At 63.2% G+C, this 14,450-nt stretch carries 11 protein-coding genes; 3 read left to right on the top strand and 8 right to left on the bottom strand.

The window, feature by feature from the left end; genetic code table 11:
• Positions 1-3: 3 nt before the first annotated feature.
• On the bottom strand, positions 4-885 hold the full coding sequence (locus P24_RS10145) for a branched-chain amino acid ABC transporter permease (RefSeq protein ID WP_008944625.1): 882 nt from the start codon (positions 883-885) through the stop codon (positions 4-6).
• 18 nt (positions 886-903) lie between these two features.
• Positions 904-1,866, bottom strand: a complete 963-nt coding sequence (locus P24_RS10150; protein ID WP_008944626.1) for a branched-chain amino acid ABC transporter permease — start codon at positions 1,864-1,866, stop codon at positions 904-906.
• A gap of 266 nt (positions 1,867-2,132) precedes the next feature.
• Between P24_RS10150 and P24_RS10155 the strand changes: the two genes are divergently transcribed.
• Together P24_RS10155 and P24_RS10160 are read left to right on the top strand one after the other, a co-directional pair.
• Positions 2,133-3,368, top strand: coding sequence for an amino acid ABC transporter substrate-binding protein (locus P24_RS10155; RefSeq protein WP_008944627.1), 1,236 nt, complete (start codon positions 2,133-2,135; stop codon positions 3,366-3,368).
• Positions 3,369-3,607: 239 nt separating this feature from the next.
• Positions 3,608-5,470 carry a DEAD/DEAH box helicase gene (locus P24_RS10160; RefSeq protein WP_008944628.1) on the top strand — a complete coding sequence of 621 codons (1,863 nt, stop codon included), beginning with the start codon at positions 3,608-3,610 and terminating at the stop codon, positions 5,468-5,470.
• Between the two features lie 331 nt (positions 5,471-5,801).
• On the opposite strand, the gene P24_RS10165 is transcribed toward P24_RS10160, so the two are convergent.
• From P24_RS10165 to P24_RS10180, 4 genes are all read right to left on the bottom strand, one after another.
• On the bottom strand, positions 5,802-7,337 hold the full coding sequence (locus tag P24_RS10165; protein ID WP_008944629.1) for a sulfatase family protein: 1,536 nt from the start codon (positions 7,335-7,337) through the stop codon (positions 5,802-5,804).
• Positions 7,338-7,482: 145 nt separating this feature from the next.
• Positions 7,483-8,517, bottom strand: a complete 1,035-nt coding sequence (locus tag P24_RS10170) for a TAXI family TRAP transporter solute-binding subunit (RefSeq protein ID WP_008944630.1) — start codon at positions 8,515-8,517, stop codon at positions 7,483-7,485.
• Between the two features lie 62 nt (positions 8,518-8,579).
• Entirely contained in the window at positions 8,580-10,490 is a 1,911-nt protein-coding gene (locus P24_RS10175) for a TRAP transporter permease (RefSeq protein ID WP_008944631.1), read from the bottom strand.
• A gap of 400 nt (positions 10,491-10,890) precedes the next feature.
• Positions 10,891-11,556, bottom strand: coding sequence for a 2-hydroxychromene-2-carboxylate isomerase (locus tag P24_RS10180; protein ID WP_008944632.1), 666 nt, complete (start codon positions 11,554-11,556; stop codon positions 10,891-10,893).
• A 68-nt stretch (positions 11,557-11,624) separates the two neighbouring features.
• Here P24_RS10180 and P24_RS10185 point away from each other — a divergent pair, with 68 nt between their 5' ends.
• Positions 11,625-12,569, top strand: a complete 945-nt coding sequence (locus tag P24_RS10185) for a LysR family transcriptional regulator (RefSeq protein WP_008944633.1) — start codon at positions 11,625-11,627, stop codon at positions 12,567-12,569.
• Between the two features lie 3 nt (positions 12,570-12,572).
• Here the strand turns inward: P24_RS10185 and P24_RS10190 are convergent, their stop codons facing one another.
• Together P24_RS10190 and P24_RS10195 are read right to left on the bottom strand one after the other, a co-directional pair.
• Entirely contained in the window at positions 12,573-12,893 is a 321-nt protein-coding gene (locus tag P24_RS10190) for a hypothetical protein (protein ID WP_008944634.1), read from the bottom strand.
• Positions 12,894-12,923: 30 nt separating this feature from the next.
• Complete coding sequence (locus tag P24_RS10195) at positions 12,924-14,384, bottom strand: NAD-dependent succinate-semialdehyde dehydrogenase (protein ID WP_008944635.1); 1,461 nt, start codon at positions 14,382-14,384, stop codon at positions 12,924-12,926.
• Between the last annotated feature and the right edge of the window lie 66 nt (positions 14,385-14,450).

Here is a 14,450-nt window from a genome sequence, read left to right on the forward strand (position 1 = left end):
CCCTCACGTCCCGCGCGCCTTGCCGAGCAGCCCGTTGGGCCGGAAGAAGATCACCAGGATCATGATCGAGAAGCCGATGATCGGCGCCATGGTCTGCGGCAGGAAGACGATGGACATCTGTTCCGCCAGCCCGAAGATGATGCCGCCCAGGATGGCGCCCATCGGATTGCCGAGGCCGCCCAGCACCACGACGATGAAGCCGATCAGCGTGTAATCCACGCCGACAAACGGGTTGAAGGACGGGAATACCATCGACACCATCACGCCGCTGGCCCCGGCCAGCCCGATGGACAGGGCGAAGGCGGCGGCCGACAGGCGGTTGATGTTCACGCCGACGATCTGCACCGCGTCGCGATTCATGATCGAGGCGCGGATCGCCTTGCCCGGCAGGGTGAAATAGAGGAACCAGGCCAGCGCCAGCAGGATCGCCACGGTGACGCCCATGGCGACCAGTCGGGCGGTCGGCAGATACAGGATACCGACCTTCATGGAAATCGGCTGGAAGCTGAAATCCAGCGAGCGGAAATCCGCCTCGAACAGCAGCAGCATGCTGGCCGCCAGCATCAGCGACACGCCATACATCACCAGCAGCGAGGCCAGCATCGGATCGTCCGAACGCTGCAGGCGCGGCATGACGAGGTTGTTCAGCAGCCAGCCGAACGCCATGAAGCACAGGAAGGCCAGCGGCAGCGCCAGCAGCGGGTGCAGATCGAAGGCGTTGTAGAGCACATAGCAGAAATAGGCGCCGGCGATCAGGAACTCGCCATGCGCGAAGTTCTTTACCTGCAGCACGCCGTAGAGCAGCGACAGGCTGACGCCGATCATCGCGTAGATGACGCCGAGGATGAGGCCGTTGGCGAGGCCGTTCAGAATCAGATAGGTCATGTCTTTTCGTCCCCCGGCCTACAGGATGTACCGCCGCCAGGACGGCTTGCGCTGGATGATGCTGCCGACGATGCCGCGCGGCAGGAACAGGATCAGCAGGATGATTGCGAGGCCCAGCAGGAACAGGTTGAAGATCGGGAAACGCTGCCAGATCAGGTCGTCCACCCAGACCATGACGATGGCGCCGATCACCGGCCCGGTCACGGTGCCAAGGCCACCGGCAATGGCGTAGATCACCGTCTTTGCGGTGACCAGGAACTGGAAGGCGCTTTCGGGATCGATGATGTTGGTGTACCAGGCCTCCACCCCGCCGGCGAGCGCGCCGAACAGCGCCGAGAGCATCCAGGCCTTCAGCCGCGTGCCGACCACGTTCACGCCCATCACCTCGGCGGCCTGATCATCGTCGCGGATCGCCCGCAGCGCCTTGCCGAGGCGCGACTGCGCCAGCCAGGTGATGGTCAGCAGGGCGGCCACCATGACCGCCAGCATGTAATAGAAGGTTACGACCGGGGAGATGCTGAGGCCGAGATTGATGCCGTAGCTGCCGCCGGCCCAGCTTTCCGGCAGGTTCACGATGACCAGCCGGCAGATGATGGCGAGGCCCAGGCTGACGATGGCGAAGTAGATGCCCTTCAGCTTCAGGGTCGGCGCGAACAGCAGGCTCAGCAGCACGCCGCAGACGCCGCCCACCAGGATCGAGACATAGACCGGCACGCCGAACATCTTGGTCAGGATCGCCGTGGCGAAGGCGCCGATGCCGTAGAAGGCGACATAGCCAAGCGGCATGTAGCCGGTGAAGCCGGCGATGATGTTCAGCCCGGTCGCCATGGTGATCCACAGCATCAGGTAGAAGGAGAAGGACAGCGACGTGCCCAGCACCGGCACCAGCGCCAGCGCGGCGACGATGACAGCCATCACCGTGAACCAGATGCGGTTGCGGATGGCGGCAATCGCGGAATCGTCCCTCGAATCCGTTGCCATAAAAGAAGCCCCCTCGGTCTTCGGATAGACGGCCATCCATCCGGGAATGGCCTTGCGTCCGCTGCGGGACAGCGGCGATTTGTTCCGGGCACTTGTAAATAGGTTTCACAACAGTGACAATGCCGCCGTTTCGCAGAACGGCATAAAAACGATCCGAAAATTGCCGTTTGTCGCATTGGCGGGATGGCTTGTTGCCAGGCTCGCCCGCCAGAAATCCACGGGGAAAGGGCCCGGTCGCAAGACCTGGGCGCTCAGGAGGTATCACGATGAAATTCCCGAAACTATTCACCCTCGCAGCGGCGGTCGCGGCGTTCGCCGTGCCGGCGCTGACGCTGCCAAGCCCGGTCAGCGCGCAGGAGACGCTGAAGATCGGCATGACGGTCTCGTCGGCGGGCCGTTTCGCGCTGGCCTCGCAGTCGGGCGAGCGCGGCGTGCAGATCTGGATGGACGATGTCAACCGTCGCGGCGGCCTGGAGATGGGCGGCAAGAAGTACAAGGTCGAGCTGGTGAAGCTGGATGACCGCTCCGACAAGCAGATGGTACCGCGCGTCTATGAGACGTTGATCCAGGAGCAGAAGGTCGATCTGCTGTTCGGCCCGTTCGGCTCCACGCTCACCAGCGCCGCCACCGCGGTGACGGAACGCAACAACAAGTTCCTGGTGATCTGGTCGGCGGCGTCCGATTCGATCTATGACCAGGGCGCGAAGTACCTGATTTCCGCCTCGCAGATCGCTTCTTCGATGATGGCGATCCCCAGCGTCGAGCTGGCGGCGAAGCTGGGCGGCAACAAGAAGATCGCCATCGTCTATCTGGACGAGCCCTTCCCGGCCGGCATGGCCGCCGGTGCCGAGAAGCTGGCGAAGGAAAAGGGCCTGCAGGTCACGCAGTACGAGAAGTTCGCGGCCGGCACCAAGGATTTCTCGATCCTGATCCAGAAGGCCCGGGCGTCCGGCGCGGACTTCTTCTATCCGGTGGCCTATGAGGGCGACCAGATGGCGATGGTCCGCCAGATGAAGGAGATGAATGTGAACTTCCCGTTCACCTTCATGCTCTATGCCGCGCAGCCGCAGTTCCAGGACATCGGCAAGGATGCGGAATATATCTATAGCCACACGCTCTATCACCCGGCCATCAACTGGAAGGTGACCGACGGGCTGAACCGCGAGGAAGTGGGCAAGCGCTACAAGGCGCTGTTCCCGGATGTCGCCTATGACGCCGACTTCCAGACCGCCCTGGCCTATGCCGCCGGTGTGGTGACCGAGAAGATCCTGGCGACCGCCGGCACCACCGACGCCGCCAAGATGAAGGAAGCCGCCCTGGCGCTCAGCGGCAAGATCGTCACCATGGCGGGGCCGTACAAGATCGAGGAAAGCGGCAAGCAGGTCGGCATGCAGAACGTCATCATGCAGAACATGCCGGGCAAGGGTCTTGCGGCCGTCTATCCGGAATCGGTGAAGACCGCCGATCCGATCTTCCCGGTGCCGGGCTGGGACAAGCGCTGACCGCCAAGGAATAGCGCATCTACAAGGGGGGCGTCGTGGCGGCGCCCCCTTTTTCTTTGTCTGCGGCCGGGTCCGGCGCAGTCAATTGCGCGGCTGGTGATTGACGGCAGCGGCACAGCACTCTAAGCAGTGCGTCATCTTCTTATTGCTGCCCCGTCATTCGGGCCCTGCGTCCGGTTCCGCCCTGTCGGCGGACCGCACGGCAGGGTCGGCAGCCTTATTGATTGGACGATTCTTACGTGACCTTTTTCGATTCCATGGCGCCGGCCCTTGCCAGCGCTCTTACCGAACGTGGCTATGATAAGCTGACCGCCGTGCAGATGGCCGTGCTGGGCGAGGATGCCCGGGATTCTGACCTTCTGGTCTCGGCCCAGACCGGCTCCGGCAAGACCGTCGCCTTCGGGCTGGCCATGGCGCCTGTCCTGCTGGGTGACGCAGAGGTGCTTGATACGGTTTCCGTGCCGATGGCGCTGGTCATTGCACCGACTCGCGAATTGGCGATGCAGGTACAGCGCGAATTGCAGTGGCTCTATGCCAAGGCCGGTGCCCGCATCGGTTCCTGTGTCGGCGGCATGGACATGCGCCAGGAACGCCGGGCGCTGGCCGACGGGCCGCATATCGTCGTCGGCACGCCGGGACGCCTGCGCGACCACATCACCCGCGGCTCGCTGGATATTTCCGGCCTGCGCGTCGTGGTGCTGGACGAAGCCGACGAGATGCTCGATCTGGGATTCCGGGAAGACCTCGAATTCATCCTCGCCGCCGCCCCGCAGGAACGCCGCACCTTCCTGTTTTCGGCCACCTTCGCCAGGCCCATCGTGCAGCTGGCCAGGCGCTTCCAGCGCGATGCCGTTCGGCTGTCCACGGTTGCCGAAAGCCAGCCGCATGAGGATATCGATTACCGGCTGCTGATGGTGGCGCCGACCGAGCGCGAGAACGCGATCATCAATGCGCTGCTCTATTATGATTCGCAGAATGCCCTGGTGTTCTGCGGCACGCGCGATGCCGTGCGGCATCTGACCAGCCGGCTGGCCAATCGCGGCTTCCGTGTCGTGGCGCTGTCCGGCGAGCTGACCCAGGCCGAGCGCACCAACGCCCTGCAGGCGATGCGCGATGGAAGGGCGCGGGTCTGTGTCGCCACCGACGTTGCGGCGCGCGGCATCGACCTGCCGAACCTCGACCTCGTCATCCATGCCGACCTTCCGACCAACCCGGAAACGCTGCTGCATCGCAGTGGCCGTACCGGACGCGCCGGGCGCAAGGGCGTCTGCGCGCTGATCGTCCCCTATTTCCGTCGCAACGCTGCCCGCCGGCTGATGCAGCTGGCCAAGCTGGACGCCACCATGGAGCCGGCCCCCGGCCCGGCCGAGATCACCGCGCGTGCGCAGGCGCAGATCCTGGCGGATGAAGGCCTGTTCGCCGCCCCGCAGGAGGATGAGACCGACTTCATCGGTAAGCTGCTAGCCAATTATGGCGCCGACCAGATCGCCGCCGCCTTCCTGCGCCAGCAGATGGCCGCCCGCCCCGCGCCGGAGGAACTGTCGGAGGCCCAGGAGGGATCGCAGGCGATCAGCCGCTCAGAACGCGGTACGCGGCGGGAGCGCGGCGAGCCTACCGAAAGGCCGGAACGCAGCGACCGTTTCCAGAACGGTATCTGGTTCCGCATCTCGCTGGGCCGCAAGCACCGGGCCGAGCCGCGCTGGCTGCTGCCGATGATCTGCAAGGCCGGCCATGTCACCAAGGCCGCTGTCGGTTCGATCAAGGTTGGCGACACCACGACCGAGTTCGAGATATCGCCCGCCATGCTGGAGAGCTTCGAGGCGGCCATCACCGCCAATGGCAGCGGCGAGAAAGGCGTGACCATTACCCGCGCCGAAAGTCCTGGCCGCCCTGCCTCGCCCGGACCACGCGCTCGTGACTATTCCCACCAAGGGCCGAAGCAGTCCCGCAAGCCGTATGGCAAGCCAGACAATGGCTTCCGCCCGGCCGAGGACGCCGTCGCTGCGTCCGAAAAGCCAAGGGGCAAGCCCTATGGAAAGCCCAACGCGAAACCGGGCAAGAAAAAGAGCTACAAGCCGAAGCCGGGGCGTGATCCGCGTTAGAACCCTTCCCGTTTGATTGGTACGGGATGAATTCCAGCAATTATCCGGAGATTTTTGCGGGCCAAACGTGAACAGCCCGCGATTCTTTAGATGTGGCCTGTAAATACCACAAGGATGAGCGCAAAGGTTGTTTGCAGGCTAGTACTTCAAAAAGTCAGCCGGAGCTAACCGTACCGTTCGTTTGTTCTCAATTCATCCGCCTAAATCTACAAGCCAAGACAAACTGCACATAATCGCAGGACTGAGCGCAAGGTCGTTTAAAACGCGGAAATGAAAGGCTTACCCCGTACCAGTCTAATTGCGGCCTGGCACGGGGCTGTCCACGACACGATCAGACCAGCGCCACCTGCTGCAGCGGCTGTTGCCGCGCCTCCGGCAGATTGTCATAGAGGTCCGCGATCAGGTCGCTCTTCAAAGCGGCATATTTCGGATCGGACCAAAGATTGACCCACTGCCGGGGGTCTTCGCTAAGGTCATACAGTTCCCCCTCCGTGCCGTCATGCACGGTGGATTTCTCGCAGACCGTCAGCACATACCCGTCGCGGTATAGCGTCCGCAGATGGATGCTGTGACCGTTATAGCCGCCATCCCATTCGGTAATGACGCGCTCCCGCGTGCCATCCTCGCTGGTCGGCATGACGGCCCCCTGCATGCGCGGATCGGGGGCGATGCCGGCGATCGAACAGAAGGTGCGCGCCAGATCGACATGGCCAACCGGCTGTTCGACCACCGACGGGGCGACGGCGGCGACCGGTGCGGGGCGCCAGACCATCGGCAGCCGCATCAACGCGTCGACATGGTATGGCCCCTTGAACATCATGCCGAAATCGCCCTGGAATTCGCCATGGTCGGCAGTATAGAGGATGTCCGTCTCCTGCCCCCAGCCGCGGGTGTCGATATAGGACAGGACCCGACCGATGGCCTCGTCGATCAGCTCGTTCTCGATGTGGCACATGGCGTTGACTTCGCGAATCTGGTCCGCCGTCATCTCGGCAGGCACGAATTCGGGTGGCAACTCGTAGTTGAACTGCGCCTTGCCGAGATACCAGTCCAGCCAGTGCCGCGGCTTGCCTTCCAGCATCTTTATCGTCGCCTCGACGCTGCCCGGATAGCCATCGGGAAGGTCAAGATCGCGCCAGTTTACGCGCTTCAGCTCGGAAGAAGGAGGATCCCACGGATGATGCGGGTCGGGGAAGCTCATCCAGACGAACCAGTCTTCTTCCTCGTCCAGCTTGCCCAACCAGTCGATCACCCGGTCGGCCGTCCAGTCGGTGTGGTAATGCTCGCGCTGGATATGGTTGTGCCAGACCTGAATGGCGCCGGTATCGCCGCCGCGCTTGCAGCTAATGGTCTTCTCCGGCGTCACATACTCCTGGAAGAAATCCACCTCGTCGGGGTGATTCTCCTGCAGCCATTTCGGATAGTGGTAGAGGCTGCGCCCGGCGCGGCCGGTATGGGCGCACAGCTCCATATATTCAAAGCCGCGATGGGGCCCGTGCAGGCCCTTTGACGCGGCATAATTCTCGAAATAAGGACCGCCCGGCGCCGAGGACGGTTCGAAATGCGCCTTGCCGATCAGGGCGGTGCGGTAGCCCCCCTGCTCCCGCAGCAGGCGGACAACATCGGGCGTATCCTCCGGCAGCGGGATGCCGTTCGCGATGACGCCGTGGGTGCGCACATGCTGTCCTGTCAGCATAGTCGAGCGCGCCGGCATGCAGACCACATTCTGATTGTGCGCGCGCTTGTAATTGATGCCGGTGGCGGCGAGGCCGTCGACGACAGGTGTCCGGGCGACCTTGCCGCCATTGCAGCCCAGGGCGTCATGACGCTGCTGATCGGTGGTGATAAAGAGAATCTTGCGTCCCATCTGGGGTCCTTTCGGCGCGAACCTTCCCGGCGGGACAGACGGCCGTGCTGGCCCGTCCGTCCCGGTTCGGGATCATGAATTCGGTTAGAGGTCTCGCTCCCGGTCTCTCGTATGAAACAGGTAGCGTATTGGTGTGCTTGCGCGCTTACATCTTCGCTTCCGGCGGGACCAGCTCGTCGCGGATCGCCACGCCGCGCTCCTTGTAGTAGCGATAGGCGCCGACATGCAGCGGCGCGTTCATCTCGGCCAGCGCATTCTCGGCCTTGATGACGCCCATCCACTGAGCCTCCGCCTTCAGGGCGGCGTTGTTCTCCAGAATGGTCTTGGTCACGTTGTAGATCACTTCCTCGGACATGCCCTTGTGGGTGCCAAGCCCGACCATGGTCTGCAATGTGCGGATGTTCTCCTCGTTGACCTGGTTGGCGCCATAGAGGTCCTTCGGAATCTCGGTGACGACGCGCCCGGGTATCTGCATGGCCTTCTTGATGCTGTCGGCGTCAAGGGCGGCTTCGGGCAGGCTCAGCAGCCGGATCTTGCCCAGCGTCGCCAGCTGCACGATGGCGGGATCCGGCAGTGCCTTCGGTGACATGTGGGCATCAGCCTGACGGTCCTGGAAGGCTTGCATGCCGGAATTCCAGTCCACGTTCAGCTGGGTGAAGTCCGAGCCGGCCTTGAAGCCGGTGGCCGCGTCCAGCATCTGCACCGCAGTCACGGTCGCAGCACCGCCCGGCGGGCCGAGGAAGATCCGCTTGCCCTTCAGGTCCTTCATCTCGGTGATGCCGCTGTCGGCCCAGACCACCATATGATAGGCACCAAGCGGGTAGTTCAAAATCATGCGCAGATTCTTGAACAGCTCCGGCGCCTCCGGCATCTTCGCGTACATGTTGATGCCGTTGCGCATGAAGTGATTGACCGACGAGGCCGTGGTCAGGAATTCCAGGTTCTCCTTGGCGGCATCCACAGCCTGGCGCACCAGCGGACGGCCCGTGGTGATCTGCGCCTTGTGGCCCAGCTTGTCGCGCAGCAATTCCGTCGCGGCGATGGCGAACACCATATCGGTCGAGGATTGCGACATGGTCTGCCAGCGATAGACCTGGTCACTTGCGCTGGCGACGGCGCTGCCCCCGGCGATGGTAGCAAGCATCGCGCCGGAGAGTGCGATGGCTTTCAGTTTCCTCATTTTATCCTCCCTGCCCTTCACGGGCACTTTTTCAGTTTTTGGAACAGGTTGCTTCAAAGGCGTCAGCCGGGCACGAAGCGCCGCTGCCGTTGCCGGAGCAGCATGGACAAGCCGAGCAGGAATGCTGAGGCGACGGTAACCTCCAGCTCGAAACGGTCGCTGAGCAGCGCCGCTAGCGGTGCCAGGCCAAGCGCCCCCCGAAACAGGCAATGCATCCGCGACAGGGCCGCACCGTCATAGGCATAGAAGGCTGTCGACAGCGCCAGGATGGCGACGCTCAGGGCCAGAATGGCGATGAGGAACTGGCCCAGATCGAAGCTGTCCAGCACCAGCAGCAGGCTGGGCTCGATCACGAAGACGAACGGGATGACGAAGCCGATGAAGGCCAGTCGCAGCGCCGCAAGCGCCGTGGCGACGGGATGCGAGTTCGCGATCGGAGCCGCCGCGAAGACTGCCACCGCCACCGGCGGCGTGATTGCGGACAGGACGCCGAAATAGAAGACAAACAGATGGATCGCCAGTGGCTCTATCCCCAGTTCGCGCAGCGACCGCCCCATCACCAGAACGATGACCAGATAGGCCGGCAGGGTCGGCATGCCCATGCCCAGGATCAGACAGGTAAGCGCGGTCAGCGCCAACGCCAGCAGCAGGTTGTTCTCGCCCAGCGCTGCAACAGTAGAGGCAAAGCTGAGTCCGATGCCGGTGAGGTTCAGCGTGCCGAGGATGATGCCAATGGCGGCAACCGCGACGACGATTGACGCGCCGGCGGTTCCCCCCTTGATGATGGCGTTCAGGATGAGGGACGGGTTCCGTCGCAGGTCCGGATTGAACATCAGCGCCGACACCACAACGGCGATCACCGCACAGAAGCCCGCCATAGCCGGCGACCGGCCCGCGACCAGCACAGCGATGATGACCGCGATGGGAATCACGAACATCAGCGATTCCAGGGCCGTCTTACTGTCGATGCGCTCGCGCTGCGCTGGCGGTATTGGCTGGATGCCCGCCTTGCCCGCTTCCAGCGAGACGGCAACAAATAGGGCGCCGTAATAGAACAGCGCCGGCAGCAATGCCGCCAGGCAGATCATCAGATAGGGCATGCCGATCAGGTCAGCCATCAGGAAGGCAGCCGCCCCCATGACCGGCGGCATGATCTGTCCTCCGGTCGATGCGGCCGCCTCGATGGCGCCGGCACTGGCCGGCTTGAAGCCGCGCCGGATGATCATCGGAATGGTGAAGGCGCCGGTGCCGACGACATTGGCCACCACGCTGCCCGACATGCTGCCAAACAGAGCGGAGGACACGATGGCTGCGTGCCCGACGCCGCCGCGAGTCCGGCCGGTCAGGGCAAAGGCAATCTTGATCAGCGCGTTGCTGGCCCCCGTCCCTTCCAGCATCACACCGAAGACGACGAAGATCAGCACGACCTGGATGACGATGCTGAGCGGCGTGCCATAGACGCCCTGGAACCCGTACCAGACCATTTCCATTGTGACGGCGAGGCTGAACCCGCTATGGCCGATGGCGGAAGGCAGATACCCACCGAACAAGCCATATAGAAAGGCCGCGATGACGAACAGGAACAGTGGTAGACCGAACAGCCGGCGCGTCGCCTCCAACAGCACGCAGACACCAAGGAAGGCGATGAAGATGTCCGTATTGTCGTAGGACACCAGCATGGTCGAGAGTTCATCCGCCGCGCTCACGAAGTACCAGATGGCGACGGTGAAAGCGGCGACCGCCGCTATGTCGGCCAGCCAGGCAAAGACCAGGAGCAGCGTCCGTTCTTTCGGCACGGCGGCAGCCAGCGGGCAGCCCAGCAGGACCGAAACGACGGAAGCATAGACGATCAGTGCGCGCGTGTAGGCTATATCGTAAACGCCGACATAGGCGACGATAATGGCATTCACGGCCAGCGCCAGTCCAAGAGCGGCAGCGGCGTAACCGAATATCCGCGTGGGCATCGGAATCATGCCAGTCCTCCTGGCATATGCTCCGTGTGATGAGCGGAACTACGGCGCGATGCAGGCTTAAACGGTGTCACTATTCCCCCCTGGGTCCCGGCCCTGGCACCTTCCGGCTTCTGTTGGCCGGTGTCTGATACGGGGCAACTGGGTTTCTTGCGCGGCGTGGCGCTTGATCTTTTTTAAGCCGCGCTGCGCGGCCTTCGCCAATATGGATTACAGCTACAAGATATAAGTCCAACTTATAGCTTTGCGCGCATGCCAGTCGCGCTTCATCGAAGCGGACCGGCCATGCGGCAGGCGGGTATCTATCCCCTTCCCCCGCGCATGTAGCGCCTTTCCGGACGATAACGGTTCCGCTTTCGCGCGTTAGCGAGCAAGCGCCGGAAGAATCTGAGGCAAATTGCGATCATGCGCCTGGCTGTCCGCGCTTGCGCAGGCCGTTCTGCCGTAACCGCCAGATGAAAGTGTCGAAGCGGTCCTGCCCGAAGAAGGGCTCGTTCTCGAACACGAAACAGGGGACACCCCAGTGGCCGGCCTCGGTCAGCTCCGCCTCGTTCGCCAGCATTTGCTCGTCGTACCAACCGGGATTGCTGTCGATGCGCGCCTGCATCTCCTCATGGTCGAGCCCCGCCTTTTCGGCTGCCTTCGCCAGGTGGTCGCCCTTGTCCCAGTTATCGACGCTGCCATCCCACAGCAGGCGCGAGATGTTGTCCGCATAGGCCAGGCCGTGCCCCTGCCTGCAAGCTTCAACGCCGAGATGCGAGATGTTGCGGATGAACGGCTGGTCCTTGGCGATCTTCAGTGTGACAGGATCCTGCTGGATGGGATCGGGAACCGGGCGCCGGAAGGGCAGACCAAGAAAGTCCGCCTGGCGCTTGGTGTCGAGGAAGAAGTAAGGGCGGTGAAGCGGCCCCATCCGGTCGAAATAGGCCGGTTCGCGCAAGGCCAGCGGCCGGACGATGCGAATCTGTGCATCGACATCGTACTCCGCCGCGAAGGCAACGAGACGCGCGGTGGCGAGATAGCTGTAGGGGCTGCGGAAAGACCAATATACAGTAAATGGAATTGTCATCGATACATACTCCTGTACACCCAGTTGGCGCGAAGCGGCTTCCCGGCTTCGCGATTGTGACTCCGACGATGAGCCGTTACTCGATCGATATCAGGCATCTGCGATATTTCATTGCCATCGCGGAAGCAGGCAGCTTCACCGGTGCGGCAAATCACCTGCATATCGCCCAGCCGGCGCTCAGCCAGCATGTGCGGAATCTGGAGCAGAGCTTCGGAACCCAGCTGCTCGACAGGACCACACGCGGCGTCGAACTCACGGCGGATGGCCGGAAGCTGCTGGCGCACGCGCGTCGCGTTGTCGAGGAGATGGACCGATTGGTAGACGCCATCAGCCCCGGCAAGCCGGAGGGTGATGTGATGCTTGGGCTGCCGATCCCGGTCAGCCCGCTGATCACCCAGCCGCTGCTGACGACGATGCAGCGTGACTATGATGGCGTGACCCTGCATATCCGGGAGGCAATGAGCGCGTATCTGGCGGAATGGCTGATCGATGGCCGGATCGACGCGGCCGTCCTGTTCAGCAACCAGGAGCTGCCGCATATCGATACACATGAGGTCTGTGAGGAAACGCTCTACGTCGTTGGCCCGCCCGGCGCTTTCGCTCCTGGCGCGGTCGTTCCGTTCCATGACCTGCCGCGCTACCCGCTGATCATGTCGCACCCGGAAAACGGGTTGCGCTCGCTGGTTCACAGCACGGCGCAGCGGCTGGGCGTCGAATACACGATCAAGTTCGAAATCGACGTGATCAACGAGATGAAGCGCTTCGTTGCCGCCGGAAAAGGCTTCACCGTACTGGCGCCGGTCGCCTTTTATGAGGAACTTGTCGCCGGTCGCCTGTCGGCTGCGCCCATCGTCGAGCCGGAGATCGTGCGCACCTGGACCATGGCAACTCGCCGTCATACCCGGCCGAACGCAGCCTGCAAGGCCGCGATGGACCTGACTGAAGCAGTCCTGATCGAGCGTACCGGCATGGTGAAGAAGGCCGTCAGCGATTATGCCGGTACGCTGCATTGACGATCAGACGCCTTCGTCGCCGCCCAGTATCGTCCCCGCTTCATTATCCACGATGACCGGCGTCTCCAGGAACTCGACGCGCGGCGGCGCGCCGAAACGCGCCATGATGGACGCCGCGAAAGCATCGTCGAACAGTGTTTCCGCCTCGGCCCGGCTGCGGAACAGATAGACGCCGCCGCAGGTGTTGTCGTCGGCGATGTAGTAGTATTTGCGCACCAGTCCGGCGATCGTCTGGAAGCGCGGTGCGGACTGCCGGAACATCCCTTTCAGCTCGTCCTGGGACTTGCCGACGGGCTGCGGGAACCGGGTAATGACGGTGATCATGCTGAATTTCCTGTCTTTCTGAACGGCCGGTCAGTCGAGCTGACTGACATGCTTGGTGTCGAGATAGCTTTCCAGCCCCTCGGTGCCGCCTTCGGAGCCGTAACCGCTCTCCTTCACGCCGCCGAACGGAACCTCCGCCAGCGAGATACCAAGGTGGTTGATGCCCAGCATGCCGGTACGCACCCCCTCGCGCAGGGCCTGGGCGCGCTTTGAGACGCCGGTAAAGGCATAGGCGGCAAGGCCGAATGGCAGGGAATTGGCGCGGGCAATCCCCTCCTCGACCGTATCGAAAGGCGTGATTGGGACGACAGGGCCGAACGGTTCCTCGCGCATCACGCGGCACTCATCCGTGGCGTCGGCGATCACCGTCGGCTTCCAGAAATAGCCGCGGTTACCAATGCGGCTGCCACCGGTGGTGATCTTCAGGCCCCGCTCGCGCGCATCGGCGACGAACCCCTCCATCGCCGCCAGGCGGCGTTCATTCGCCATCGGTCCCATTTGGGTATCGGCGGCGCGGCCATCGCCGACACGCAGCGCCTTCGCCCCTTCGGTGAAGGCCTCAACGAATGTCGCGTAGGACCCACGCTGCACATAGAAGCGCGAGGGCGAGACACAGACCTGCCCGGCATTGCGGAATTTGGCGGCCAGGAGCGCCTGCACCGCCGGCTCCACTTCCGTGTCGTCGAACACCAGGACCGGCGCATGCCCGCCCAGCTCCAGCGTACAGCGCTTCACACCGTCCGCTGCCAGCTTCGCCAGCTCCTTGCCGACCGGAATCGAGCCGGTGAAGGAAATCTTGCGGATCCCTGGATGCGGGATCAGGAAGGCGGAGACTTCCGCCGGCTTGCCGAAGACAAGGTTCAGCACGCCGGCCGGGACGCCCGCATCGACGCAGGCATCGACCAGTGCACAACAGGTGGCCGGGGTTTCCTCAGCCGCCTTGATGACCAGCGTGCAGCCGGCGGCCAGTGCACCAGCAATCTTGCGCGCCGGCGTCAGTGCCGGGAAGTTCCAGGGGCAGAAGCCAGCCACCGGGCCGATGGGCTCACGGATGACCATCTGGTTGGCGCCAGGCATGCGAGACGGCACGATCCGGCCATAGAGCCGTACACATTCGTCGCCATACCATTCGAAGATGTCGGCGGCAGCCAGGATTTCGCCCTTCGCCTCGGCCAGTGGTTTGCCCTGCTCCAGCGTTACCCAGACCGCGATGGCACTGCTGCGTTCACGCAGAAGGTTCGCCGCCTTGTTCAGGATGCGCTTGCGTTCCAGAGGCGTGGTGCGGCTCCAGATCTCGAAGGCTCGGACTGCGGCGCTGGCCGCGCGGTCGAGGTCGGCGGCGGAGGCATGCGGCAGATAGCCCAGCGCTTCCTCTGTCGCGGGGTTGATGACCGCCTCGCCCTCACTGGCCGTTCCCTGCGTCCAGGCGCCTTCTATGAACAGCCCAAGCTCCCGATAGTCGGCAGCTGCCGCCACGCCGTTCGGCTGCATGAAATCTCTCCCTGTAAGATTGAATCGAAGCTGGCGAAGGCCGCTCCATTGGTCTGGGAGTGATTT

The organism is Oceanibaculum indicum P24, from assembly GCF_000299935.1.
Lineage (GTDB): Bacteria > Pseudomonadota > Alphaproteobacteria > Oceanibaculales > Oceanibaculaceae > Oceanibaculum > Oceanibaculum indicum.

Excerpts from the sequence above, each read along its gene's own strand:
- P24_RS10145 (WP_008944625.1), bottom strand. The coding sequence starts at position 885 with ATGACCTATCTGATTCTGAACGGCCTCGCCAACGGCCTCATCCTCGGC.
- P24_RS10150 (WP_008944626.1), bottom strand. The coding sequence starts at position 1,866 with ATGGCAACGGATTCGAGGGACGATTCCGCGATTGCCGCCATCCGCAAC.
- P24_RS10155 (WP_008944627.1), top strand. The coding sequence starts at position 2,133 with ATGAAATTCCCGAAACTATTCACCCTCGCAGCGGCGGTCGCGGCGTTC.
- P24_RS10165 (WP_008944629.1), bottom strand. The coding sequence starts at position 7,337 with ATGGGACGCAAGATTCTCTTTATCACCACCGATCAGCAGCGTCATGAC.
- P24_RS10170 (WP_008944630.1), bottom strand. The coding sequence starts at position 8,517 with ATGAGGAAACTGAAAGCCATCGCACTCTCCGGCGCGATGCTTGCTACC.
- P24_RS10175 (WP_008944631.1), bottom strand. The coding sequence starts at position 10,490 with ATGATTCCGATGCCCACGCGGATATTCGGTTACGCCGCTGCCGCTCTT.
- P24_RS10180 (WP_008944632.1), bottom strand. The coding sequence starts at position 11,556 with ATGACAATTCCATTTACTGTATATTGGTCTTTCCGCAGCCCCTACAGC.
- P24_RS10185 (WP_008944633.1), top strand. The coding sequence starts at position 11,625 with ATGAGCCGTTACTCGATCGATATCAGGCATCTGCGATATTTCATTGCC.
- P24_RS10190 (WP_008944634.1), bottom strand. The coding sequence starts at position 12,893 with ATGATCACCGTCATTACCCGGTTCCCGCAGCCCGTCGGCAAGTCCCAG.
- P24_RS10195 (WP_008944635.1), bottom strand. The coding sequence starts at position 14,384 with ATGCAGCCGAACGGCGTGGCGGCAGCTGCCGACTATCGGGAGCTTGGG.